This is a genomic window from Leeuwenhoekiella blandensis MED217 (assembly GCF_000152985.1).
Lineage (GTDB): Bacteria > Bacteroidota > Bacteroidia > Flavobacteriales > Flavobacteriaceae > Leeuwenhoekiella > Leeuwenhoekiella blandensis.
The window spans coordinates 2,048,350-2,073,002 of the sequence record NZ_CH672395.1 but is presented as its reverse complement, the minus strand read 5'-3'; the positions used below and the strand labels follow the sequence as shown (position 1 = coordinate 2,073,002).

The 24,653-nt window shown below is 38.2% G+C and carries 22 protein-coding genes and 1 pseudogene; 3 read left to right on the top strand and 20 right to left on the bottom strand.

Features of this window, described 5'->3' with window-relative positions; genetic code table 11:
* Positions 1 to 73 precede the first annotated feature (73 nt).
* Both MED217_RS08935 and MED217_RS08930 read right to left on the bottom strand, forming a co-directional pair.
* The gene (locus MED217_RS08935) at positions 74 to 1,111 is read right to left on the bottom strand and encodes an agmatine deiminase family protein (RefSeq protein WP_009780183.1); all 1,038 of its coding nucleotides are present in this window, start codon (positions 1,109 to 1,111) and stop codon (positions 74 to 76) included.
* Positions 1,112 to 1,114: 3 nt separating this feature from the next.
* Positions 1,115 to 2,002 (bottom strand): carbon-nitrogen hydrolase, encoded by an 888-nt coding sequence (locus MED217_RS08930; RefSeq protein WP_009780182.1) that lies wholly within the window; start codon positions 2,000 to 2,002, stop codon positions 1,115 to 1,117.
* 244 nt (positions 2,003 to 2,246) lie between these two features.
* Here MED217_RS08930 and recQ point away from each other — a divergent pair, with 244 nt between their 5' ends.
* Positions 2,247 to 4,361, top strand: a complete 2,115-nt coding sequence (recQ, locus tag MED217_RS08925) for a DNA helicase RecQ (RefSeq protein ID WP_009780181.1) — start codon at positions 2,247 to 2,249, stop codon at positions 4,359 to 4,361.
* Here recQ and MED217_RS08920 read toward each other — a convergent pair whose 3' ends face one another.
* The 10 genes and pseudogenes from MED217_RS08920 to hisG form a co-directional block, all read right to left on the bottom strand.
* Positions 4,362 to 5,057, bottom strand: coding sequence for a C1q-like domain-containing protein (locus MED217_RS08920; protein WP_009780180.1), 696 nt, complete (start codon positions 5,055 to 5,057; stop codon positions 4,362 to 4,364). It lies immediately after the preceding gene.
* 479 nt (positions 5,058 to 5,536) lie between these two features.
* Positions 5,537 to 6,136: a bifunctional phosphoribosyl-AMP cyclohydrolase/phosphoribosyl-ATP diphosphatase HisIE gene (gene hisIE, locus MED217_RS08915; protein WP_456237218.1), complete on the bottom strand. Its 600-nt coding sequence runs from the start codon at positions 6,134 to 6,136 to the stop codon at positions 5,537 to 5,539.
* Between the two features lie 24 nt (positions 6,137 to 6,160).
* Positions 6,161 to 6,916, bottom strand: coding sequence for an imidazole glycerol phosphate synthase subunit HisF (gene hisF, locus MED217_RS08910; protein WP_040532690.1), 756 nt, complete (start codon positions 6,914 to 6,916; stop codon positions 6,161 to 6,163).
* A 369-nt stretch (positions 6,917 to 7,285) separates the two neighbouring features.
* Entirely contained in the window at positions 7,286 to 8,080 is a 795-nt protein-coding gene (gene hisA / locus MED217_RS08900; RefSeq protein ID WP_050759354.1) for a 1-(5-phosphoribosyl)-5-[(5-phosphoribosylamino)methylideneamino]imidazole-4-carboxamide isomerase, read from the bottom strand.
* Between the two features lie 90 nt (positions 8,081 to 8,170).
* Positions 8,171 to 8,386, bottom strand: a pseudogene (locus tag MED217_RS19220) (GIY-YIG nuclease family protein); the annotation flags it as partial.
* A gap of 33 nt (positions 8,387 to 8,419) precedes the next feature.
* Complete coding sequence (gene hisH, locus MED217_RS08895; protein ID WP_009780175.1) at positions 8,420 to 9,001, bottom strand: imidazole glycerol phosphate synthase subunit HisH; 582 nt, start codon at positions 8,999 to 9,001, stop codon at positions 8,420 to 8,422.
* 4 nt (positions 9,002 to 9,005) lie between these two features.
* The gene (gene hisB / locus MED217_RS08890) at positions 9,006 to 10,163 is read right to left on the bottom strand and encodes a bifunctional histidinol-phosphatase/imidazoleglycerol-phosphate dehydratase HisB (RefSeq protein WP_009780174.1); all 1,158 of its coding nucleotides are present in this window, start codon (positions 10,161 to 10,163) and stop codon (positions 9,006 to 9,008) included.
* Between the two features lie 9 nt (positions 10,164 to 10,172).
* Complete coding sequence (hisC, locus tag MED217_RS08885) at positions 10,173 to 11,225, bottom strand: histidinol-phosphate transaminase (protein WP_009780173.1); 1,053 nt, start codon at positions 11,223 to 11,225, stop codon at positions 10,173 to 10,175.
* 3 nt (positions 11,226 to 11,228) lie between these two features.
* Positions 11,229 to 12,515: a histidinol dehydrogenase gene (gene hisD, locus MED217_RS08880; protein WP_009780172.1), complete on the bottom strand. Its 1,287-nt coding sequence runs from the start codon at positions 12,513 to 12,515 to the stop codon at positions 11,229 to 11,231.
* Between the two features lie 26 nt (positions 12,516 to 12,541).
* Positions 12,542 to 13,402: an ATP phosphoribosyltransferase gene (gene hisG, locus MED217_RS08875; protein WP_009780171.1), complete on the bottom strand. Its 861-nt coding sequence runs from the start codon at positions 13,400 to 13,402 to the stop codon at positions 12,542 to 12,544.
* A 274-nt stretch (positions 13,403 to 13,676) separates the two neighbouring features.
* Between hisG and MED217_RS08870 the strand changes: the two genes are divergently transcribed.
* Both MED217_RS08870 and MED217_RS18515 read left to right on the top strand, forming a co-directional pair.
* Positions 13,677 to 14,396 (top strand): OmpA family protein, encoded by a 720-nt coding sequence (locus tag MED217_RS08870; protein ID WP_009780170.1) that lies wholly within the window; start codon positions 13,677 to 13,679, stop codon positions 14,394 to 14,396.
* Entirely contained in the window at positions 14,396 to 14,983 is a 588-nt protein-coding gene (locus MED217_RS18515) for an NADH dehydrogenase-like protein (RefSeq protein ID WP_009780169.1), read from the top strand. The genes MED217_RS08870 and MED217_RS18515 overlap by 1 nt, the downstream gene beginning before the upstream one ends.
* Positions 14,984 to 15,034: 51 nt before the next feature.
* On the opposite strand, the gene MED217_RS08860 is transcribed toward MED217_RS18515, so the two are convergent.
* From MED217_RS08860 to MED217_RS18510, 8 genes are all read right to left on the bottom strand, one after another.
* A complete protein-coding gene (locus MED217_RS08860) occupies positions 15,035 to 15,850 on the bottom strand; it encodes a prohibitin family protein (RefSeq protein ID WP_009780168.1) in 816 nt (271 codons plus the stop codon).
* 18 nt (positions 15,851 to 15,868) lie between these two features.
* Entirely contained in the window at positions 15,869 to 17,905 is a 2,037-nt protein-coding gene (locus MED217_RS08855; protein ID WP_009780167.1) for a vWA domain-containing protein, read from the bottom strand.
* A 27-nt stretch (positions 17,906 to 17,932) separates the two neighbouring features.
* A complete protein-coding gene (fabG, locus tag MED217_RS08850) occupies positions 17,933 to 18,679 on the bottom strand; it encodes a 3-oxoacyl-[acyl-carrier-protein] reductase (protein WP_009780166.1) in 747 nt (248 codons plus the stop codon).
* A 127-nt stretch (positions 18,680 to 18,806) separates the two neighbouring features.
* Positions 18,807 to 19,787, bottom strand: a complete 981-nt coding sequence (locus MED217_RS08845; protein WP_009780165.1) for a hypothetical protein — start codon at positions 19,785 to 19,787, stop codon at positions 18,807 to 18,809.
* 7 nt (positions 19,788 to 19,794) lie between these two features.
* The gene (locus MED217_RS08840) at positions 19,795 to 20,754 is read right to left on the bottom strand and encodes a DUF6175 family protein (protein WP_009780164.1); all 960 of its coding nucleotides are present in this window, start codon (positions 20,752 to 20,754) and stop codon (positions 19,795 to 19,797) included.
* 1 nt (position 20,755) lies between these two features.
* Complete coding sequence (locus MED217_RS08835) at positions 20,756 to 21,247, bottom strand: hypothetical protein (RefSeq protein ID WP_040532688.1); 492 nt, start codon at positions 21,245 to 21,247, stop codon at positions 20,756 to 20,758.
* 10 nt (positions 21,248 to 21,257) lie between these two features.
* Positions 21,258 to 21,788 (bottom strand): hypothetical protein, encoded by a 531-nt coding sequence (locus MED217_RS08830; protein ID WP_009780162.1) that lies wholly within the window; start codon positions 21,786 to 21,788, stop codon positions 21,258 to 21,260.
* 8 nt (positions 21,789 to 21,796) lie between these two features.
* Positions 21,797 to 24,496, bottom strand: coding sequence for a DUF2846 domain-containing protein (locus tag MED217_RS18510; protein ID WP_009780161.1), 2,700 nt, complete (start codon positions 24,494 to 24,496; stop codon positions 21,797 to 21,799).
* Positions 24,497 to 24,653: the final 157 nt, after the last annotated feature.

Here is a 24,653-nt window from a genome sequence, read left to right as displayed (position 1 = left end):
TATTAGCAGCAAAAAGGTGTTGCTATAACCGCTGCAAATGTACGGTTTTAAATGGCGTAACTTCTGAAAGCTTTTAAGAAGGAATCTGCTGACTCAAACAGTGTAGTGTGCCTAGCCCCCAAACCAAGTCAAGCGCACAAATACCAATGACTTTACGATTTGGAAAAAGTTCAGAAAGTGTTTTTAAAGCCACACTGTCATTGAGATCATTAAAGGTTGGGACTAAAACCGTTTTATTCAGAATAAGAAAATTAGCATAACTCGCAGGAAGGCGCAGGTCTTCATAATCGATACGTTTAGGCATAGGCAGGGTCACAACTCTGGGAGTGCTTCCGTCTTCTAGTTTTGCCAATTCTAAACGGGCCAGATTGTCTTGTAATACTGCATAGTTAGGATCACTGGGATCGGTTTCTACGACGGTCACGATCGTTTTTGCATCGACAAAGCGGCATAGATCGTCAATATGACCGTGGGTGTCATCACCGGCGATGCCTTTTCCTAACCAGATGGTATTGGTAACCCCAAAGTATTTTTCAAAGATCTTCTCATAATCTTCTTTGGTAAAACCGGGATTTCTCACTTGAATTTTTGGGTCAAGCAAACATTCTTCTGAAGTAAGCAAAGTTCCTTTACCGTTAACATCTATAGCGCCGCCTTCAAGAATCACAGGCTCTTCATTGTACATTACCTGCTGTAAAGGAATACCCAAAAAATCTGCCATACGTTTAGGAACCTGTTTGTCTAAACGGTAATTCCCATACTTTGCCCAGCCGTTAAAGTTGAAGTTTAAAGCTTCTCGAGCACCATTGTGCTTAACAATGATTGGTCCCGAATCACGCATCCAGCTGCGATTGGTCTTTTGCAGAATAAAAATGATTTTACCTAAGTTGGCGTGCGCCGCTTCAAGCAAAGTGATCACCTTGTTTTTTATACTTTCACGACCCACAAGTAAAAAGACCGTTTCAGTTTCTGCGATTTTTTTTATGAAGTCAATAAAAACAAATTGAATTGCCTGGTATTTACCGGGCCAGTCGTTTCCATTACTGGGAAAACATAATAAAATTCCCTGTTGCTTTTCCCATTCTGCAGGTAAACGTCTGTTGCTTTTCATTGGTTAGTCTAATGCGCGTTTGGTTATTTCTCCATAGAAATCAATACGGCGATCTCTGAAAAATGGCCAGTTTTGGCGTACATTTTCCTGTAGATCCAAATCGATCTCTGCGAGGAGTATTTCTTCTTGATCTGCTGAAGCTTGAGCCAGAATCTCCCCTTGCGGACCACAAATAAATGATTGCCCCCAAAATTCAATTCCGTTGGTGTCGGGTACATATTTTTCTAGTCCGATACGGTTAGCAGCCGCTACATAAACTCCATTGGCGACCGCGTGGCCTTTCATCACGTTCATCCAGGCACCGTGCTGATTTACACCAAACTGCTCTTTTTCCTGAGGATGCCAGCCGATGGCAGTTGGATAAAATAAGACTTCGGCACCTTGTAAAGCGGTGAGTCGAGCTGCTTCCGGATACCATTGATCCCAACAAATCAATGTTCCTAAGTTGGCTTTTTGCGTTTTGATCGTTTTAAAACCTAAATCACCCGGGGTGAAATAGAATTTTTCGTAAAAGTGAGGATCATCAGGGATATGCATTTTACGGTAAAGCCCCGCTTCGGCCCCATCGGTATCAATAATGTAAGCACTGTTGTGGTAAATTCCGCTCATTCGTTTTTCAAAAAACGGAACAATGATCACAACCCCTAATTCTTTAGCCAAGGCACTAAACTCATTAAATGAAACGTCATATAGCGGTTCGGCATATTTAAAATTGTCTACGTCCTCATCCTGACAGAAATAATGACTGCTGTAGAGTTCTGGAAGGCAAATGATCTCAGCTCCTTTTTCAGCTGCGTCCTTGACCCATTTTTTACACTTCGCGAGATTATTTTCCGGAGTGTTATTTAAGGCGAGTTGAAGTACCGCAATGGTATATTTTCGTGCTTTCATGTAGAACAATTTTAGTAATAAATTTAAAGCCAACGCCCGTCTGCATTAGCTTTTATAGAGATGAAATGTAAGAATTATGCAATTGCCAATTTTAAAATATTAAATTGAATTTTGTGTAAAAACAGCATAGGCTTTTTAAGGTTTTTACAACGCTGTAGCTAGAAGTTATAATTCCTCTCGATTCGAATTTCGAAAGCGAGGAGTTTCAGTTAAAAATTCCGTTTTTTGCAGTAAAGGAAATTCTATGCGCACTTCAATCGATAAAAACACCTTGCTTACCACGCTCAAGACTTATTTTGGGTATGACAGTTTCAGAAATGAGCAAAGTGCCATTATTGAGACTGTGCTCAACGGTGAAGATGCTATTGTAATTATGCCTACCGGTGGTGGGAAATCAATATGCTATCAACTTCCGGCAGTTTTATTTGAAGGATTGACGCTCGTGATTTCCCCCTTGATCGCATTGATGAAAGATCAGGTAGACGGACTCAAAGCTAACGGGATTGCGGCTGATTTTTACAACAGCAGTCAAAGTGCCGAAGACCAGCAGGCGATCATCGATCAAGTTGCCAATCGCGACTTAAAGCTGTTGTATGTAGCTCCTGAAAGTCTTGCGGGCTTGAATCCTATTTTAAATAAGACATACATCAGTTGTATCGCCATTGATGAAGCGCATTGTATCTCTTCCTGGGGACACGATTTTAGACCCTCGTATCAGCAATTGGGTTTTCTGAAAAAATCCTTGCCCCAAATTCCTATGATCGCGCTTACAGCGACAGCAGACAAGGCCACACGGGAGGACATTGCCAACCAACTGAACATCTCCCATGCAAAACAATTTATCAGTTCGTTTGATCGTAAGAACATCACCTTAGAAGTACGTGCTGCAGATAAACGTCTGGATCAAATCAAACGCTTTTTAGAAAAGCGACCAGATACGAGCGGAATCATTTATTGCCTGAGCCGAAAAACCACCGAAAGTGTTTCAACTTCTTTAGCGGCAGAAGGTATCAAAGCAACCTGTTATCACGCAGGTTTAAGTTTTGATGAGCGCAATAAGGTACAGGAAGATTTTATCTACGACAAAACACAAGTAGTTTGTGCCACGGTTGCCTTTGGAATGGGAATCGATAAATCTAATGTACGCTGGGTAATTCATTACAACATGCCAAAAAACCTGGAAGGTTATTATCAGGAAATCGGGCGTGCCGGGCGCGACGGACTGAAATCCCACGCCTTGCTTTTTCACAGTTATGCTGACGTGTTGCAACTGCGGCGTTTTACCCAGGGAGCAGGCAATGAAGAAGTGCAAAACGCCAAGTTAGACCGTATGAAGCAATACGCTGAAGCGACTACGTGCAGGCGTAAAATCTTACTGAGTTATTTTGGCGAATTCCTGGCAGAAGACTGCGGTAATTGTGATGTATGTAAAAATCCACCCCAGTTTTTTGACGGAACCATTCTTGCTCAAAAAGCACTCTCCACCATTGCTCGTGTTAAAGGCAAAGAGCCTATTGGAGCAATTATCGATATTTTACGAGGAGCTAAAAATGCGCACATCCTAGATCATCAATTAGATCAGGTAAGCACTTACGGAATCGGGAAAGACGTCTCTTGGAAGGATTGGCAGCATTATGTTTTACAGCTCATCAATCAAGGCTATTGCGAGATCGCCTTTCATTTGAGAAACAATTTACATCTGACCGAATCCAGTAAAGAGGTTCTTTTTAATGGAAAAAAGGTACGCCTTACTGCACCTACCGAAGTTTTAAAACAAGAACCGGTAGAAGCCAGAAAGCCTAAGATCAAAAAAGGCAACGAACTCTTTGAAAAACTACGCGCCTTACGTGCTGAAATTGCTAAAGAGGAAGAAATTCCTGCTTATTTGGTATTTAGTGATAAAACGCTCAAGGAACTCGAACGTGCCCGCCCCACAACAGAAATGGAGTTTCTTGAAATTAGCGGAGTGGGTCAACGTAAGCTTGAAGTTTACGGAGATGCCTTCATTGAAGCTATTCTTGATTTTCAAAAGTCTAAAATCAAAAAGAAAGGCAGTAAAAGCGCTACACATCAGGTTACTTTCCAAATGCTCAAAGATGGGCTAAGTATTGAAGAAATAGCCTCTAAAAGAGACTTGAAGGAAACGACAGTATATTCCCATTTGGCCAAACTCGCCCAAGATGGTGCCGATCTAGATTTGTACACCTATGTAAGTAGAGAGGAAGTTTCCCGGATTAAAGCGGCACAAAAAGAATTAGAACATCCTGAGGGTTTAAAACCTTATTTTGAGCATTTTGAAGAAAAGATTCCGTATTATAAAATACGACTTGCCTTAACCTTGATCGAAATGGAAGGTTAGTTAACGCACTTGCTCGATGGTCATAAACGTACTGTTACCATTTGTAGTACCAGCCAGTGTAAGTGATAGTGCAGTTATACTTCTAAAGGTTATTTCTTCACCAGCGGTTAACTGTACAAGCGTAGAAACCGATCTTACTGGAGGTGAAACTTTTATAAGAGTTACTTCTACGTTGAGATAGCGTTCTTCTGCTATTTTTGTGTAGGTTGTTCTACCTGAGTCATTTTTGTAAATCGCAATGCCAAAATCTCCCGCAGAAAGTAAAGAGCTACTTGATCTTAGTTGTGCTGTAATTCTGTAAATACCGCTAGCCGCTGCGGTAAAGATTCCGGTAGAATTGTCATATTCACCTTTTACATCAAAACTTTCATTATCAAATTTCACTCTTTTTTCTCCGCTAACGCCTATGTCTACTAGAGCTCCAGAACTGGTTGAAACTCCGGCGCGTACTAATGACTTATCCATATTAGCAAGCAAAGTGCTTTTAGCAATGCGATGTACTACTCCTCTACCGTCTAGAACTACCAAAGAATCTTTTGCGGCATCATCACTTCCTTCATTGTGACTGCGTATTCGTAATCCGCCATTAACATCCAACATGACATCAGGATGAGGATCTGTCGTGCCGACACCAACTTGTGCTTGTAATGAAAAAGTTGTAAGAAATAATATTGAAAAGAGTATTTGTTTCAGCATATTGACATCTGCTTGATTGATACTCTAATTTCCTGATAAACAGGATTAAGTGCAAGGTTTTTCGGCTAAGTGAAAGCTATAGAAACTTAAATTTATCTGCTAAATCCATTAATCAGAAAGAAGTACTTGTATTAAAACTATAGACTAATTTTAAAATTAAGAATGATTATAAATAGCAGATGTTGATTTATGTATATTTATACTTGTTAATACGTAAGTTTATTCGTTTTAGTTTGAATAAAAACGATATCCTTCAGTCTATTAATTTTTTTAAACTAGTAAAAAATCACTAATTATGTATTTTTTAAGAAAAAAACTACAAATAACTCTCAAATAAGCCTTAATAGATTTTGGCTAAGCAGAGTTGTTAGCGCTAAAACGGCAAATTATATCTTTTAAATGATTTTTATAACCCAAAAAGCGACTTACTCTGTAAGAATAAGTCGCTTTTGTGTGGTGCTATTTATTTTGTGAAAAAGCTATTTTTTACGCTTCAACAACACTTGTTCGATGTCATTTAAACCATACCCTTTCGCCTTCAACAAGATCAAATAATGAAAGAGCAAGTCTGCACTTTCATTTAAAAACAGTCCTTCATCGTCGTCTTTGGCTTCAATCACTACTTCTACAGCCTCCTCTCCTACTTTCTGAGCGATTTTATTGATTCCTTTTCTAAAAAGGCTTGCCACATAACTGTCGTCGTTATCTTGATTACGCTTTCGGTCTTCAATTGTTTGTTCCAATTCTGATAAAAAACCAAAGGATTGCTCATTGGTATCTCCCCAGCAATTGTCTGTTCCTTTATGACACGTAGGCCCTACGGGATCCACAGTTACTAAAAGTGTATCGTTATCACAATCGTTTTTGATGGCTACCAAATTCAAAAAATTACCACTCTCTTCCCCTTTGGTCCATAAACGCTTCTTACTTCTACTATAAAACGTAACCTTTTTAGTCTCATTGGTTTTTAAGTAAGCTTCCTCATTCATATAGCCCAGCATCAAAACGGTTTTGGTCTTAGCATCTTGAATTATCGCCGGTACGAGTCCGTTTGCGTCGTATTTAATTTTCATTATAATGTGTTTAATTTCCTGGTTAGGTATTTAAATTCTAACCGGAATATTATTCTTTTTTAAAACTTGTTTCAATTCCGGAATGTCGATCTCGTGAAAATGAAAAACACTAGCAGCAAGTGCTGCGTCGGATTTTCCATTCTTGAACGTATCTGTAAAATGTTGCATCGTTCCCGCACCACCTGAAGCGATAATCGGAATATTCAACATAGTACTCAATTTGGCTAACGCTTCGTCTGCAAAGCCATTTTTGGTACCGTCGTGATCCATAGATGTAAACAAGATCTCACCAGCCCCGCGTTGCTCTACTTCTTTTGCCCATTCAAATAGATCAAGTTCGGTAGGCACTTTACCACCTACAAGATGCACGGTCCATTTTCCTTCAATTTGCTTGGCGTCAATGGCTACAACCACACATTGGGAACCAAATTTTGCCGCCAAATCATTAATAAGCTGCGGATTTTTAACTGCGGAAGAATTGATCGAAACTTTATCTGCACCATTCTGAAGCAACACGTCTACATCTTCAACCGAAGAAATACCGCCACCCACAGTAAACGGAATATTTATCTTTTCCGCTACGCGTAAAACCAGGTCAGCTAAGGTTTTTCGACGTTCTTCTGTAGCCGAAATATCAAGAAAAACGAGTTCGTCTGCACCGGTTTCTGCATATTTCGCTGCAAGCTCCACAGGATCTCCGGCGTCGCGTAGATCCACGAAATTTACTCCCTTTACGGTTCTTCCGTTTTTGATGTCGAGACAGGGTATTATACGTTTAGTTAGCACGTTTTTTATTTTTTTTACTTTTCCGTGAAGACGGAAAACTTATTATAAGTTCTATTGTTATTTCAATTCTTCAGTAAACTGAATACTAGTTTATTAATTAAAATTTCAAAAGCTCCATTTCTATAAAAATGAAATAGGAAAAAATCAAACTTATGATTAAACCTATAGCATTCTTCAGAATTAGATTATCAATAAGCATTAATAGGGATTCAATTAGCAAAAGCGGCAAACCTAAAACTAATAATCCCAAAATTCCAAAGATTCCAAACCCCCAGGGATCATCACTAAAGAAACTAAACCATAGGGAAAAGAGAATTATAACTAAATAATATATTGAAACATAAATACCTAATATGCTAATTCGTTTTTTCAATTATTTAATATAAATCCCTCCAACTGCTTCATTGAAATCCTACCTTCATAAATCGCTTTACCTATGATCGTCCCTTCACAACCTAATTCAGCTAATTTGGGCAGTTCGTCAAACGTTGAAATTCCTCCAGAAGCGATGAGTTTTAGATTGCCAACTTCCCCTTCGACAAGCTCAGGGTGACAATCTTCAAGAATTTTTCTATATAAATCAAAAGAAGGGCCTTCTAACATCCCGTCTTTACTGATGTCGGTACAAATCACATAAGAAACTCCTTCCTTTTGATAGCTTTGAATAAATGGGATCAATTCTTCTTTAGACTCTTCAAGCCAGCCGCTCACCGCGACTTTTTCATCTTTAGCATCTGCGCCCAAAATGATTTTATTAGCGCCAAATTTTGTCAACCAACTTTTAAAAGTTTCAGGATCTTTAACTGCGATGCTTCCGCCTGTAATTTGATTGGCACCACTTTCAAAAGCAATACGCAAATCATCGTCAGTTTTAAGTCCGCCTCCAAAATCAATTTTTAGACTGGTCTGGGAAGCGATTTGCTCCAAGACTTTATGATTGACAATATGTTTGCTTTTAGCCCCATCCAGATCAACCAAATGTAAATATTGAATTCCGTGGGCTTCAAACTCCTTCGCAACCTCCAACGGATTCTCATTATATATCTTTTTAGTGTTGTAATCACCTTTGGAAAGGCGCACACACTTACCTTCTATTATGTCTATTGCCGGGATTATTCTTAACCCTGAACTTGTTTCAGGGTCTTTCGATCCATTGTATCTCATATTGTTAGCATCTATTTCCAATTTTATAGTTTCAATTTTAATTTCTTTCAGGTCTGGATTTTTATCTTTAATCAAATTCCACTTCCATTCCTTATGCCACCTCTTTAATTGCTGCTCCCTTTGCCAGGCTTCACTGCCAGTTTTAAACGTTTCAAAATATAAAAGCTCGTAACAATTATATTTTTTTGTAAAAACCGCTCCAACACCTTTCTTATGTTGTTGTAATCGTGTGCGCAAGTCTCTGGTTTTCCCAACATAAAGCACCGTACGGTTTTTATTAGATAATATGTAACAAAAGAACTCCATAGTGGCAGTTTCTGAAACTAGTTCAGAAAAGTGCTAAAGTTGACAGAAATTTTTTAAAATTTCCTGTCCAACTTTACCACTTTTCTCTGGGTGAAATTGTACACCGTAAAAGTTATCCTTTTGTAAAGCTGATGCATAATCTACTTCATAATTTGTAGAAGCGATCATTGCATCACATTTTGGAGCGTAGAAACTGTGCACTAAATACATAAAACTATGCTCTGGAATGTCTTTAAACAAGGGAGTTTTTAAACTTTCGATTTCGTTCCAACCGATTTGTGGAACTTTGACTTTATTTGAAAATTTAACTACATCAACATCAAAAATTCCTAAACCGGTGGTGTCTCCTTCAGTTGAGTGATTACACATCAATTGCATTCCCAAACAGATCCCTAAAACGGGTTGCTTCAATGTTGGAATGACTTTATCCAACCCGGTGGCTTTCAGCTTTGCCATTGCACTACTCGCCTCTCCAACACCCGGAAAAATCACTTTATCAGCTGCTTTGATTACATCTGCATCATCAGACAATATCGCGTGAACTCCTAAACGTTCAAAAGCAAATTTGATACTTTGAATATTTCCTGCTCCGTAGTTGATTATTACTAATTTCATAAGCTTACAACATTCCTTTTGTACTCGGCAAAACCATTTTATCAGGATCGCGTTTTACAGCCACTTTAATCGCTTTTGCAAAAGCTTTGAAAATAGCTTCGATCTTATGATGCTCGTTTGTTCCTTCTGCCTTTATATTGAGATTTGCACGAGCACCATCTGTAAAAGATTTGAAGAAATGATAAAACATTTCAGTAGGCATCTCTCCTATTTTCTCGCGTTTAAAGTCGGCTTCCCAAACTAACCAATTACGTCCACCAAAATCGATGGCAACCTGCGCCAGGCAATCATCCATTGGTAAACAGAAACCATAACGTTCTATACCTAGTTTGTTACTTAACGCTTTAGAAAACACCTCTCCAAGAGCAATCGCTGTATCTTCAATCGTGTGATGCTCATCAACTTCCAGATCACCATCAACGTGAATTTTAAGGTCCATCGCACCGTGACGCGCCAATTGATCGAGCATATGATCAAAAAAGGCTAAACCGGTCTTAATATCGCTCTTCCCAGTACCATCCAGATTCAATTCGATCTCAATATCGGTTTCGTTGGTCTTTCTAGAGATGAAAGCCGTGCGTTCTTTCAGCTTTAAGAATTCGTAAATCTTTTGCCAGTCTGTAGTCTCAAGCGCAATGAACTTTTCAAGTTCCTCACGTTCTGTAGTAATTTCATCAGCTCCAAGATCGGTATGATCGCTGATAAAAATACCTTGTGCTCCAAGGTTTTTAGCAAGTTCAATATCTGTAATGCGGTCTCCTAAAACAAAACTGTTTTCCAAATCATAGCTTTCAGAAAAAAACTTCGTTAACATTCCTGTGCCCGGTTTGCGCGTATCTGCGTTATCTTCAGGGAAGGTTTTATCTATAAAGACATCGTCAAAAACAACGCCTTCATTTTCAAAAGATTTTAAAATGAAATTGTGCACCGGCCAGAAGGTATCTTCGGGAAAAATATCAGTTCCCAAACCATCTTGATTGGTGATCATCACTAATTTATAATCGAGTTCCTGAGCAATTTTACTCAAGTAGGTAAATGCTTTTGGGTAAAAAGTCACCTTTTCAAAAGCATCAACCTGATACCCCGGTGGCTCTTGAATTATCGTTCCATCACGATCGATGAACAACACTTTTTGTTTTTTGGTGGTAGTTTCGGTAGTCATGTATTTTGGTTAAACCAGTTCTTTAAGAGCTGAGATTAGTTTTTGATTTTCTTCAGAAGTGCCCACTGTAAACCGCAGGGTGTTTTCACACAGGGCTTGGGTACTTCTATTACGAACAACAATTCCTCTTTTGATCAATTGCTCATAACGCTTGTTTGCATCATCTACTTTTGCCAAGATAAAATTAGCTTCGGAAGGATACACTTTTTCTACAAAATATACTTCAAGTAATACTTTAGATAAAGCGTCTCTTTCTTTTAAAATAGCGGTGATTTCGTTCTGAACTGAAGTGTTGTCAAGAACACGTTCTAAAGCGCGTTTTTGTGTTAGTTCATTTACGTTATACGGTGGTTTGATCTTGTTTAAGATCGCTATTATTTCTGCGGAAGCATAACAAATACCTAAACGTATTCCTGCCAAACCATACGCTTTAGATAAAGTTTGAGTCACCACAAGGTTGGGGTACTCCTGAAGCTTTGATGCCCAGCTTTCTTCTGTTGAAAAATCAATGTAAGCTTCATCAACAACGACTAAACCTCTAAAATTTTCAAGCAATTGAATAATGCGTTCCCCCTCAAAGCTGTTGGCTGTAGGGTTGTTAGGCGAACACAAAAAGAGCATCTTCGTCTGATGATCAACCTGTTCTAAAATTTGATGTACTTGCGGCTGAAAATCATCAGATAGCAAGACTTCGCGGTTGGCGATCGCGTTTGTATCTGCCAGTACGCCGTACATTCCGTAAGTTGGTGGCAGTGTAATGATATTGTCTGTTTTAGGTTCGCAAAATGCTCTAAATAACAAATCAAGAACTTCATCACTTCCGTTCCCCAAAAGAATTTGATCAACCGGCACACGTTTTAACGAAGACAAATGTTGCTTCAGCGTCACTTGCTGCGGATCTGGATAGCGGTTAACGCCGTTATTGTACGGATTTTCATTAGCATCAAGAAACACCATATCCTCGTGAAAATCTTTAAACTCATCCCGAGCCGAAGAATAAGGTTTTAGACGTGCTACATTGTCACGCACTAATTTTTCTAAGTGAAAGTTTAGGGTACTCATGGCTTAATTATCTAATGATTGTAGGCGTAAACTCACTGCATTTTTGTGTGCATGTAAACCTTCGGCTTCTGCCATAAGTTCGATGGCTTTACCAATATGCTGCATCCCTTGCTCAGAAATTTCCTGAAAGGTCATACTCTTCATAAAACTATCTAAGTTTACCCCGCTGTATTGTTTAGCATATCCGTTTGTGGGTAAGGTATGATTGGTTCCAGAAGCATAATCGCCGGCACTTTCTGGGGTAAAATTACCTATAAATACAGATCCTGCATTTGAAATGTTGTTAACGTAATACGCGTTGTCTGCTGTAGATACGATAAAGTGTTCTGGACCGTAAGCGTCAATAAGATCAAGCGCTTCTTCCTTTGTTTCAAGGTAAATAAGTTTGCTGTTGGCAATTGCCTTTTCTGCGATCGCTTTACGCGGAAGGCGCTCGAGCTGCTCTTGAAGTTCTTGTTCTGTAGCAGCGATAAGCTTTTTGGAGGTCGAAACCAAAATCACCTGACTGTCAACACCGTGCTCTGCCTGACTCAATAAATCTGAAGCAACAAAAGCCGGATTTGCTGTATCGTCTGCAACCACGAGCAATTCTGAAGGTCCGGCAGGCATATCTATGCTCACGTTAAACTTGGTTGCCATTTGTTTTGCAACCGTAACAAATTGATTGCCCGGACCAAAAATCTTGTATACTTTAGAAATACTTTGCGTACCAAAAGTCATCGCGCCAATGGCCTGAATCCCTCCAACTTTATATATTTTATCAATTCCGCATAGGTTTGCGGTAAACAAAATTGCCGGATTGATCTTTCCTTCTTTGTCAGGAGGCGTACATAAAACCACTTCTTTACAACCTGCAATTTTCGCAGGAATCGCCAACATTAAAATAGTAGAAAACAAAGGAGCTGTACCCCCTGGAATGTATAAACCAACTTTTTGAATGGGTCTTTTTTCTTGCCAGCAACGTACACCCGGTGCGGTAATCACTTCAACACGAGCTGTTTTTTGAGCCTCGTGAAAAGCTTCAATATTCTTTTTAGCGAGTGCAATAGCTTCTTTTAATTCTGAATTTAATACTGCGCCAGCCTCTTCAAGCTCTTGTGGTGAAACCTGAAGTTCGTCTTGTGCGCTACCGTCAAACTTCTCAGTATAGCGTTTAACCGCAATATCTCCTTCCGCTTTAATTGCATCAAAAATTTCTAGAACGGTGCCCTCGATTTGCTCATAGGTTTGTGTAGGACGTTTTAATAAACCTTCCCAAGTGGAGCGATCAGGATTTTCAACTTTATTCATAAAAACTAAGTTTTATCAAAATGAAATTACAACACCATTTTTTCAATATCACTTACTAAAATGCCCTGTGCTCCAGAGTCTTTTAGTTTATCGATAACCTCCCAAAATTCATGTTTATCAATCACAGAATGCACACTGCTCCAGCCTTCTTCAGCCAAAGGGAGCACCGTTGGACTTTTCATTCCCGGTAGTAAACCTATAATTTCTTCCAAGCGATCATTAGGTGCGTTAAGCAACACATATTTGTAATCCCTTCCTTTTAAAACGGCCCGTATTCTAAATAAAAGTTTGTCTAAAATTACTTGACGTTCAGTATCAATTTTAGGTGAAACAGCAAGTACTGCTTCAGATTTTAGCATCACTTCAACCTCTTTCAGGTTGTTTTTAAACAACGTACTTCCGCTAGAAACAATATCGCAAATACCATCTGCAAGACCAATGTTAGGTGCAATTTCAACAGAACCATTAATGATATGTAAATCGGCTTTGATACCAAATTGGTTTAAATAGTTCATAACCGTATTGGGATAAGAAGTAGCGATTTTTTTTCCTTCAAAATCTTTGACCGAATCATATTTTGTGCTTTTAGGCACGGCAAGAGAAACGCGGCATTTTGAGAACCCAAGTTTTTGTGCAATTGCAATATCGTCGCCTTTTTCAATAAGTACGTTCTCGCCTATGATAGCAATATCTACAACACCGTCTCTCAAATATTGAGGAATATCACCATTACGCAGATAGAATACTTCCAGAGGAAAATTGGCAGCATTAGCCTTAAGCTGATCACGACCATTGTCTATTGACACGCCGCAATCTTTTAGGATTTGTAGTGAATCTTCATTGAGTCTTCCTGACTTCTGAATGGCGATTCTAATTTTTTTAGTCATTGTGATTGGTTTGTTTGGCTTAAGCCATTCTAAACAGAAAACCCGTTTGAACGGCTCAAACGGGTTATTGTTATTTTATATATAAATTACATATACAACATCTTTACCTCGCTTGAGTGCGTGAATAAAAATGATGATGATGTAATACTGTTCTTCTCATAATGCGGCACGAATTTATAAAAAAAATACTTTTTGCGTGCATTATATCGAATAGATTTAACAACATGATGATCATTTTGTTACAATACCTTATTTTTGAGCAAATTGATTAGCGATGAAGAATTTTCTTATAGCGTTTTCTGTATTTACCTGCTGGTGTGTAGTAGGTCTATATTTTTTAAACACTACCGGAGCTTCCAATCGTAAAAGCTTATTTAAAGCAGCTTCTGTTTCTGTAGAATCCAATATAAATGCTACCAAAAGGATAAACACTTTAGAATTAACCGATACCCTGTTTAAAGAATCTGAAGATGCATCTAAAAAAAGAGGGATTTACCAAGATAGTAGTTTTGCTGAAACAGGAAATTATGATGCTTTAATAAACAATATTCAAGAACGCTTAGAACGTAACCAGCGGGCCATTGAAGAAGATGAAGAGCGTTTACGCCTGGCTAAACTCAATAAAAAATCTAAAGCATCTAAAACACCTCGACCTGAAGCAGACCTCACCTTTAGACCTTCTTTTAAACTGGCACGTCTGGTACACGATCAAAAAGCAGCGGAATTCTTAGCTCAAGTGGAGCGACAGCTAAAAATAAACCCACTGACACAAATTGAAATTATAGGCCATACAGATCATATAGGCGATGATCGCGATAATTATAAAATAGCATTAGAACAGGCTCAAAAAATTAGGCAGTTTATAATTAAAAGCTTTAATTTACCTGAAAATCAAGTTATTGCAACTTCTAAAGGAGAAGCAGACCCCTTATATCCTCGAGAAATGGAGGATAAAATAGAGCTCAATAATCGCTATGAATTGATATTTAAGTAATGATGCTACTAGCTATAATTCAAGCAAATAACGACAACCTTTCGGTGCCTCTTATTTATATAGAGGTTGCTGTATTGATGTTTGGTGCTTTTATGATCGGCTACTTCTTTGCTTATTATTATCAAAAAAGCCGCTATGTTAAAAAAGTAAACTTACTGCGTCAAAAATATTCTGATAAACCCGAAAATGAGGCCATTGAACTGGAAGATGATTTCCTAGAAGATGAATATGAGGTCGCAGCCGAAAGGAAAACTGAAATCACCAAGCCTGAGGAAGACGAAGCGCTACGAACAGACCTGGATTTTTCAAGAATAGGAGCCGCTAGCGCTGATGATGCAGATAATCTTCAGAAAATTATTGGTATCGGACCTTATACTGAAGAGAAATTGAATACCATTGGCATTTACACCTATGACCAAATAAGCAAATTCAATGCTCGGGATATTGAAATTGTAACGGATCTGATTCATTTCTTCCCCGATCGTATCGTTAACGACAACTGGGTTGCTAAAGCGAAACTACTGCTTCAATCAAAGCAACGTGCGCAATTAAGACGGGACCGAGAAGTACGCATGAAAAAAGCATAAAAAAAGGCGAATCTGATTAGGATTCGCCTTTTTAGTTCTTTAAAATTATCCCTAGTTGTTTCCTAAAATAATTGGCAGTCCGCCGTCTCCAGAACCGATAACAATTACTTTTGAATTGTTTGACTCCGAAAGTTTAAGTGTAGCTTCAATCCCTTTATCTTTTAGGATTTGATCATTAAGCGACTGACTCAAGATCTTATTTGCATCTGCTTTACCTTGCGCTTCAATAACCTGACGCTCTGCCTCCTTTTGCGCAGAAATCAATCTAAATTCATATTCTAAAGATTCCTGTTCCTGACGCAGTTTACGCTCGATTGCTTGCTTTATTGTTGCCGGTAGCGTAACATCTCGAACCAAGACTTCGTCCAACACGATGTATTGATTCTTTACAATTTTTTTAGTCTCATCATAAATTTCAGCTTGTATGGCATCTCTTTTAGAAGAATAAAGCTGCTCTGGAGTATAACGACCAACCACAGATCGTGCAGCCGATCTAATGGTAGGTAATAAAATTCGGTTAAGATAATCTTCTCCTATTTCCTGATGCAATTTCCCAAGGTTGGCTGCATCTGGTTTGTACCATACCGAAGCTTCTAATTTGATATCAAGACCGTTAGAAGAAAGCACATTCATAATTTCTTTTAATTCCTGGCGTCTAACTTCGTAGATAAAAACTTTGTTCCACGGTGCAACAATGTGAAAACCTTCACCAAGCGGTGGTTGCTCGGTAACTACTCCTCCGCCAAAAGGTTTATAAAGTACTCCTGCTTCTCCAGATTCTATGGTGACCGCAGATTTTGCGATTATGACCACCAGAATAATAACTCCGATGATTATGGGTATTCCAATTTTAGGTAATCGTTCCATTATATGATTTTTTATTTATTAGATAAGTCCGTTGTATTTTCTTATAAACCATTCGGTTGTTAAACTTACTACGATGAGTATCAGCAACCAAGTAAAGTCTATCAAAGGTACATTTTTTTCAATGGCTCGTTCTACAATGCTATATTTTGAACTTTCCAGAATGCTATCTATAACTTCATTCGCTTTATCAATAGTTTGAATTTGACCTCCTGTTTCTTCAGAGACAATTTGCATAGTTGCATAGTCGGCGTTCAAATTTTGCTCTTCAATAGCATACGGAATACTCGTAAAGCTTCCTTCAACAGTCAAATTATCTGCTGATGCACGCACCTCAAATGTATAATCGCCGGGTTCAAGACTAGTGAGTTGAGCTTCGTAAGTACTTCCATTAAAAACCATTGGTGATTCATACACCAGCCCTTCCTGATCAAACACTTGAATCTGCAGCTGAGCTCCCGGATCAAAAACATAGTTCTTATCAAAGTACTGTGCAGTGATCACTGTTGAAATTCCGCCGTAATAAAAGCGCTCATAATCTACATCAAGTCGGGTGCGTTTTTGATCGCTGGCTGAATACTGAATTAATTTATCAATAAAGGTGTCAAATGCTTCAAAATCACCTTGATCTAAATAGGTCTGACTGCGCCATTGAAATATTCCTGTCCCAAATAAAAACACTTCACGGGGGCCGGAAATCTCTGTCACTCCGAGTAAGGGATTTCCTGTTTCAACACCATTTATGCGCTGGTAAAGAAGCACATCGCTTGCGCCTGAAAGTGTGATTTCGCCAAAAATAGATTCAAGCGGTGGATAATTCCTAAACGCTATTCCATTCAATTGAAATGCAGAAAACGAAGTATTCAGTAGCGGTTGAACAGCTTCAGACTGCCTGCTTCGAGGAAGAATGAACGTATTTTGAACATTGTTTAAAAAAGATAAATTACTATCTAAGCCAACAATCGTAAACCTATTTTTGTTGCTTGCGTTGAGTTGTTCATAAATATTGCTGAAAGAAGTATCAGGCTGAAAAAGAATTACTAAATCAGAAGTATTAAGCATTTCATCAGTAACCTTCTCAATAGACTGAAGCTTTACTTCTCTTAGTTCATTACTTTCTATACTCTTTTTTAAAACGCCAAGATCTGGATGCAATACGCCATAAACCACCAAAATTTCAGAACGCTGATCGATTACTTCAGTAGCAAAACTTTTACTATTATTCGTGGTGTTTTGCTCTTCGGGAAGCTCGTTTATAACTACCGAATAGGTTTGTACACCTCGCGTTTCAGCATTTAAATAAAAACTGAATTGATGCGTATTTTCCGTTTCAGAAAAAGTGGTGCGCGCACTGTGAACGACACGACCCTTGGTATAAACATTAACCTTAGCATCAACCGTGTTGGTCCCTAAATACGAGGCGTTTACTTCCACCGGAAATTGGTTATTTATAAATGCATATCGATTAACATTTACCTGATCTATACGCAAATCTTCATAGGCTGCAGTATCTCCCACCACAATAAAATTACGAGCGACATCGGCAGATTGTTTTGCTACATAGCGGTAATTGGCTCCTAAGTTGGTGTTACCGTCAGTGATAAAAACCGTGGTGTATTCCTGATTTTTATACACCTTATCGAATGTTGTAATGCTCTTGGCAATATTGGTTTGTTCTTTGTCAAACGTCAGACTATTATGTGTTGCAACATCTGTAGAAAATGTATAAGTATCGATATCAAAACGTTCCTTAAGCGCTTTATTATTCTGGATATCACGTACTGCCTGTTTAAGCTGCAAAGTGTCGCCTAATAGACGCATCGATGCTGAATTATCTACAGCTAAAACAAGCTTGGGTTTAATTGTAAGGTAGCTGACTTGCTTAAATGAAGGATTTAACAAAAGAAGCAAAGCCGAAAAAACACTTATAAAACGTAAGCCACTCAGTAACAGTCTTAAGTTTTTTGACCGCTCCGGCTTGTAGAAGTATAAAAATAGAGCGGCACCCAAAGCTATTATCCCTAAGAGGATGATGTAAATACCTGTGGATGCCGTCATAAATGATTAGTCTTTGTTAAGGAAGAATTAGGTTAACATTCCGCCATCAACCTGTAAAACCTGACCTGTAACATATGCGCTCATATCACTTCCTAAAAATACACAAGCATTCGCGATATCTTCAGGTGTACCACCTCTTTTTAACGGAATTGCATCACGCCATCCTGCAACCACTTTTTCATCAAGTTTTGCTGTCATTTCTGTCTCGATAAATCCAGGAGCAACAACATTAGTACGAATATTTCGCGATCCTAATTCAAGAGCCATAGATTTTGAAAAACCAATGATTCCTGCTTTTGAAGCAGCATAATTCGCCTGACCTGCGTTTCCTTTTATTCCGACAACAGAACTCATATTGATAATACTTCCGTGGCGCTGTTTTAGCATGGTGCGCTGAACAGCTTTGGTCATATTAAAAATAGACTTTAGATTCACTTCGAGTACTTTGTCAAAATCCTCTTCGCCCATACGCATCAACAAGTTATCCTTTGTGATTCCTGCATTGTTAACCAAAACATCTATAGAATCAAAATCTTCACTTATTTGTTTGATCAAATCTTGACAAGCTTCAAAAGAAGATGCATCAGATTTGTAGGCTTTTGCTTTCACTCCCATAGCAGTTAATTCCTTTTCTAACTCTTCTGCGGGACCAGCTGAAGAACTATAAGTAAAGGCCACATTTGCACCGTTTTGAGCAAAAACTTTGGCTATGCCATTTCCAATTCCGCGACTAGCGCCGGTGATGATTGTATTTTTTCCTTCTAAAAGTTTCATTCTAAATTGATATGTCTAATGTAAGTTCATTTGAATAGCCGTAAATATAGGAAACTTGCGGTGTATGCAAACGAAAAAACCAACACATTACGCGTTGGTTTTTACTGAAGCTTTTTAAATCATAGACTTACCACCACCCATGCACGTTGTACATTATCGTTTGTGGCTGATTTGAAAAATAGGCATTCATTAGTTCTCGTGTGGTTTCAAGCGAAGCCTTTTGCACTTCGGCATTTAACTCTTGTTGTTTTAAAATATAATCCCATTTTCTGTCTGTAAGTTCATACATCCTGTCACCAATTTCCTTTGATAGCTTTACTGCATCCTTATAACAAGAAGCATTTGGATTAATTGAAGCGAGTATTTTACCCGCTACAGCTGCTCCTGCAGAAGAAGGATCTGTTGCCCAGGCATTTCTAGCTTTATTAACTTTTTGCAGACACTCGTTATCGATTTTTTGATTATAAAGCTCAGGGATTAATGCAGAAGCTTGAGTATAACAGTCTTTACTCACCTCCGGGATTGTGGTTAGATGAAGTAAAGCCAAATCAAACTTATTCTGTGCTGCTGCAACTTTAGCTTCGTTTAAAATAAAATCACACCTTGTATTATAGTATTCTAGGATCTTGGGTTTTGCCTGTTCAATTATGCGCTTAAACTCCTTATTCTCAGGGCTAATTTGTTTAAACGCATTGATGTAGGCTTTAGCCTCTGTTCTCCCTACACCTTTAGCGGTAATAGAACCTGAAGAAAATTTTGTTCCTGAAACACCATCCCCTACAAAAAGACCAATGTCTAGCACTACCGCTATACTTGCGGGAGCACTGGCAATGACATTCTTTGATAAAACCGAAACATTAGGCGTGATGATAAATCTTCCGTTTGACGTACTTCCGCCAAGGCCATATTGATTCACCGCTCTCGCTAATTTACTTTGTAAATTATTACGCGCTACTACGGGTAAATATTCGATTTGATCAGAAACATAGCTTGTTAATTCTAAACGTCCTAAGTCGTCATAACTAGAAAGTGTATTTTGCGAAAAAGCAACTCTTGTAACTGAAAGCATTGCTGCTAAAGCAAAGCAGAATTTTATACTGTTTTTCATAATTTTTTTATTTACTTCCTAAAAATATGGTTGCCTCACCCAATCCTCGCGTGGTTAATTTATTCACGATATTGAATGGAGTGTCTTTTAAGTAATCACTTAAACCTTTAGCAAAACGACGCGTATCCATCGCTCGCTCACGACCGTTTCTCGTGTAGTATAACGGAATTCTTACTTGTTCAAAAATCATCATGTTTTCGGTTGCATCTGTCGTAGAAAATCTGTTTTTTACGGTGTTGTCTGCAATCCAATCTTCTATAATAAAGCCTAACTCCTCTTGCTCAGGACCAAATTCTGATTCTAAATCATCTCCCCAGTCATCCCATCGTTTGATTCTTATGGTAATCTCACGACCATTTTCAAACAAATCGTCAAAATGATCTTGTAGACTATTTGCAAACTCATCTATGTAAGAAAGTACCGATTCTTCTAAAAGAACAGGAAGTTCTGCTGAAAAAGACGGTGCACCTGTTCCTGCCGCTGTTGCTATTTGCTTGTTAGAATAGGCATCTATACCTTGAAGATTAAATGTGATCGACTTTTTAGGTCCGGTTTGATTCACCGTCCATGTGAGTTGCATAATTATATCGGCCTTTGCTATAGATTTTAAGCGATCAACCGGACTTTCTGCAACCTCAGAACCTGCTTTAGAAGAACGAAGTGCATCTTCTGCTGCGTACGAATTGAGCGATTTAATCACAGATTCCATATTTTTCAAAGGGAATCCACGGTCTGCCATAAGGCCGTTTAATTTACTCACCACAAGTAGTAAATCTGAGCTCTGTTGAAAGGCCGCTTTATAATCAGGTATGGTCTCGATCATACCTTGATTTGCAAATTGCATCATATAACCATTAGTTATACACCAGTTATCACTAGGTACAACCATTAAAGTGGGTTTTTTGGCTTGAGCCTGAATATGCCCAATAAAAAATGCCAAAAAAAGTATTGTAATAATCTTTTTCATTTTACTCTATTATTTCATCTTTGATTAATAATTGTCTTAAGTCATCTACGCGTACCTTAAGCTCCAATCCATAGGCAACCTTGGCGTCGCTTCTGGGATTACTTTTAAACTTTCTGTCTAAAAAGGGTTCTCTATGTAAGGAAACAAACGATTTATACTTTCCGTTTTCTGAAAAAAATCTGTTGAAATAGGTCTCGTAATTTTCAAGCGCATTAGGTTTTACCACTAAAGGACGAATTTCACAAGAAGAATTTCCATTACGAACTCCTTTAAACATTATATCGCGCAGCGCATTTTTACGTGCCTGTGCCTCGGCTTGTTTACGATCTAAACCTGTACCCCAACTTTTAACCAGTTGCGTTCCATCCCCTAGATTTCCCAAACATTGGGTCTCATAGGAATAGTACCCTGAAATGGTTTCGGGTGTTTTGCACGAACTCATCATTGAGAAAACGACTCCTGCGAGTACAAGTAGTATTTTTATATTCTTCATAATATTCCAATTAAAATCCTGATGATAGGCCTCTTATTATACCAGCAGCTTCAAGCTCATCGCGTAAAAGCTTTTTATTCACAGAAACTATAACTCCAATTTTATATTCTTTTCTGCTTATTTTAATACGATCACCTGCAGCTATCGCTCCGTTTGTAGTAAGGCTTACAAATTTTTGAAACTTCCCTCCGTTATTGAAGAAAGCGTTAAAATAATCGGCCTTTTCCTGTTCAATATTAGCGTTACGGGCTAAAGCAGGTTGAGCTACACAGCCGCGTTCTCCTTGAGGAACTCCTTTAAAAATAATACCATGTATAGCATTCTTTTTTGCCTGTTCTGCAGCAACTTGAGGCTTTTTTGAATAAGACCAAACTTTAATTAAAGTCGTTCCTTGCTTTCCTGTGCCTACACACTCTATCTCATAACGCCAATTGGCTGTATCTTCATCTGCTCTATCTTCAAACCGTTTTTGCGCATTGAGGGATGAGCAGGAAATCCCAATAAGAATTAAGATTAAGGATACTTTTATTTTATTCTTCATAATTGATTCTAATTGATTTGTCTTATTAACATACCTGAGTAGTATTTGTTTGAAGATCCTTTGAACAAGGTTTGTCCAGATAAATTGGCACTGGTATCTTCTTCGGCTAAATAGCTATTGTCCCAGATTTCATTTTTATCTACTTTGATAGTTCCCACTCGCTCATAGTACGTTTTACCATCCTCACCTAAAACTTGTTCAAGCACTTCAAACTTATCTCCCTTCTCGATACCTTCTTTAGTACCAATTTTTGCAGCGATGGGATCCCCGCTAAGCAAAGGAGTTTTTACTCGGAAATCTTCAAATTCTCGTTGTAATTGTGCGATAGATTTATCTGAGGCCCTCACTGTAGCAATACCAATTAAATCTTTATTGGTTTTATTAGAAAAAATGGTGGATTGTAAGTTCTTTCTTGCTATTTGCGTTCCTATAAATTTGAGTTTGAAAATATCAGTATTATCAAAAGCGGCCTTTCTATTGGGATCGTAGGAATTCTCGTCCATCCACATCTCATTATAGAATCTGCTAGCGACCTCCTCATTCCATTCTAATTGATAGAGATAAGCAGTAGTCTTCACAAAATAACCTTTACCTAATGCTGTTTGAGCCAAGTTCACCCCATCTACTACAGTTGAAACGTTTTCCATTCCAGGGACAAAAGACGCAGCTGTGCTCAGGGCCGATAGAAAACCTCCAGTCTTTTTGGCTTTTTCTTCCTTATTGGTGTATTTAAAATCATAGACAATAACAAAGGTATTTTTAATGAGTTCTTCACCAGCATCCTCTAAAAGCGCTTGACCTCTTTGACTGTCCTGTGCTACCAATACATCCAAGTCTGAAGCATTATATGAACCGCGATTCGCTATGACTTCCATATCAAAATTGCCGTCAACATCTCTATTAAACCACTTTGCAACCAATTCTTTTGCCGTTTGATTTTGAATAAAAAATTGATTGATCGCTTCGGTTTGATCATCAATACCTCCTGCAGTATTGATTAGGTAAGGTCCTATATTGTGGTTATTAAATTTTTCTGAAAGCTCAATATTTCCAAAGGTGTTTCTAATGTGACCAAAATGCTCTCGAGAATCATCATTAATCATCAGCGTATACAAAGAACTTCTTCGATATTTTAACCCTGTAGTTTCATTCACTTCAGAATTTTTAACCCTGTCTCTGGCTTCAACATTTCCCATCAATACATTTGAGGTGGAAGTATTAACCGCTCTAAACCCTTCTTTCTCTTTAAGCTTTAGAATCTCTTTATAAGCCTGATCTCTAAGATTAAGCAAAGGTGCTTCTGTGTCAATCCCTGCAATATTTTGTGCTATTGCAACCATTTCTTCTGAAGATTTAGCAGCAGCTATATCATCAATATATTCATTTATTGAAGCATCATGGGCAGCTGTAAGAGCTGTGCTTGAAGGAAGATCGTTAATGCTCAATCCTGTTTTATGCAACGGATAGTCTTCTTGAAAAGAAGTATTTCTTCTTCCTGCTGCAGGTTTTCCGTTTATGACAACTTGACTTGGGAACTGTTCAGCTTCTTGAAGGGTTTCTTGAAATCGCTCTGTATACTTATCAATATCTTTTTGATCTACTTCAACATAATCAATATTTTTATTCAATTTTTTCTGGAGCTCATCGTAAACGCCTGTATTCTTAGTGGCTAATTCAAGATATTCCATGCCACTATTATTTGCTGAAAAATAATAGGTTTGACCCGCCTTAAAAGTAACCGGTAACTGATAAGCTGATTTAATTATTGCTGTTCCTGAAACACCACTTATTTTGTATTGTCCTGGACTAACTTCAGTTTTAATAACATCTTTTCCTTTGATCATACCTTTATAATCAGTGTCGATGAAAATGTGAAATTTGGTACCACTTCCCGCAAAACCATTATTTCTTATAAAATATACAGTTGCCGGAGTGTTTGATACTTCTTCTGGTTGAGCTGACTCCTGTGATTCTGTCTGACTTTCCTTGGCAACTTCTGCAAGCGATGTCAAAAGGTTTTGGTTTGAATCAGGAGTTGCAGCTTGTTGATCCTCCGGAGTAGTCTCAGCAGTGGCAATTACTTCAGGTGTTTCTTCCGAAGTTTCTTCAACAGCAATAACTGCAGAGCTTTCTTGTAATTTTTTATCCAAAACGTTTGACTGAGGATCTGTTGTAGTCAATGGAGCTGTTTCCTTAGTATCTACTGTATTGCCAGTATTTGGTGCAGCATCTAATTCAGAATCAGCTACTGCAATTTCTGTTTGAGGAGCCTCTGATACTGTAGTTTCAGCTTTAGTATTTGCCGATTCGGCTTTGTTTTCATTCAAAGCCTGTAGAGCAAGCATAGTCTCGTCCCGAAGTGCACGCTCCTTCGCTGCAGCCTCTTCCTGAGCTTGTTTTAATTTTTGGAATTTTTCAGCGTTGCTGATATCCAATGCGTCAATGGCTTGAAGATTATTTAAAAAATCATCTTCAAAAGCAACTTTAGGCGTTTTTAGCTTCAACGTTTTGTTTGCGTTAAGCAAGACAGACCATTTTGATTCATCGTCCAAACTACTCATGTTATCTATGGTAGTAACTAAATATTTCTGGGAATTTTTGTAATCTTTTATTTCCTTTTCTTCTGCAGCGGATAGTCCAAGACTTGTTTGGCAAAGCGCCGCTGAAAAATTAAATAAGGTTAAAAGTACAAGTAGTTTTATCTTCATAAGGGAACTGTTAAAATTTATAATTGTTAAAAATGCTATAAAATTTAACAGTCCTCAATACCCAATATCCGGTATATTTTGAAATTGAATATGTGATTTTCGAGAATAAAAAAGCCTGACTATCAATAGCCAGGCTTTTTTTATATTATTATGTAAA

Coding starts and splice junctions, on each gene's coding strand:
- MED217_RS08935 (WP_009780183.1), bottom strand. CDS start 1,111: ATGAAAAGCAACAGACGTTTACCTGCAGAATGGGAAAAGCAACAGGGA.
- MED217_RS08930 (WP_009780182.1), bottom strand. CDS start 2,002: ATGAAAGCACGAAAATATACCATTGCGGTACTTCAACTCGCCTTAAAT.
- recQ (WP_009780181.1), top strand. CDS start 2,247: ATGCGCACTTCAATCGATAAAAACACCTTGCTTACCACGCTCAAGACT.
- MED217_RS08920 (WP_009780180.1), bottom strand. CDS start 5,057: ATGCTGAAACAAATACTCTTTTCAATATTATTTCTTACAACTTTTTCA.
- hisA (WP_050759354.1), bottom strand. CDS start 8,080: ATGAGATACAATGGATCGAAAGACCCTGAAACAAGTTCAGGGTTAAGA.
- hisH (WP_009780175.1), bottom strand. CDS start 9,001: ATGAAATTAGTAATAATCAACTACGGAGCAGGAAATATTCAAAGTATC.
- hisB (WP_009780174.1), bottom strand. CDS start 10,163: ATGACTACCGAAACTACCACCAAAAAACAAAAAGTGTTGTTCATCGAT.
- hisC (WP_009780173.1), bottom strand. CDS start 11,225: ATGAGTACCCTAAACTTTCACTTAGAAAAATTAGTGCGTGACAATGTA.
- hisD (WP_009780172.1), bottom strand. CDS start 12,515: ATGAATAAAGTTGAAAATCCTGATCGCTCCACTTGGGAAGGTTTATTA.
- hisG (WP_009780171.1), bottom strand. CDS start 13,402: ATGACTAAAAAAATTAGAATCGCCATTCAGAAGTCAGGAAGACTCAAT.
- MED217_RS08870 (WP_009780170.1), top strand. CDS start 13,677: ATGAAGAATTTTCTTATAGCGTTTTCTGTATTTACCTGCTGGTGTGTA.
- MED217_RS18515 (WP_009780169.1), top strand. CDS start 14,396: ATGATGCTACTAGCTATAATTCAAGCAAATAACGACAACCTTTCGGTG.
- MED217_RS08860 (WP_009780168.1), bottom strand. CDS start 15,850: ATGGAACGATTACCTAAAATTGGAATACCCATAATCATCGGAGTTATT.
- MED217_RS08855 (WP_009780167.1), bottom strand. CDS start 17,905: ATGACGGCATCCACAGGTATTTACATCATCCTCTTAGGGATAATAGCT.
- fabG (WP_009780166.1), bottom strand. CDS start 18,679: ATGAAACTTTTAGAAGGAAAAAATACAATCATCACCGGCGCTAGTCGC.
- MED217_RS08845 (WP_009780165.1), bottom strand. CDS start 19,787: ATGAAAAACAGTATAAAATTCTGCTTTGCTTTAGCAGCAATGCTTTCA.
- MED217_RS08840 (WP_009780164.1), bottom strand. CDS start 20,754: ATGAAAAAGATTATTACAATACTTTTTTTGGCATTTTTTATTGGGCAT.
- MED217_RS08835 (WP_040532688.1), bottom strand. CDS start 21,247: ATGAAGAATATAAAAATACTACTTGTACTCGCAGGAGTCGTTTTCTCA.
- MED217_RS08830 (WP_009780162.1), bottom strand. CDS start 21,788: ATGAAGAATAAAATAAAAGTATCCTTAATCTTAATTCTTATTGGGATT.
- MED217_RS18510 (WP_009780161.1), bottom strand. CDS start 24,496: ATGAAGATAAAACTACTTGTACTTTTAACCTTATTTAATTTTTCAGCG.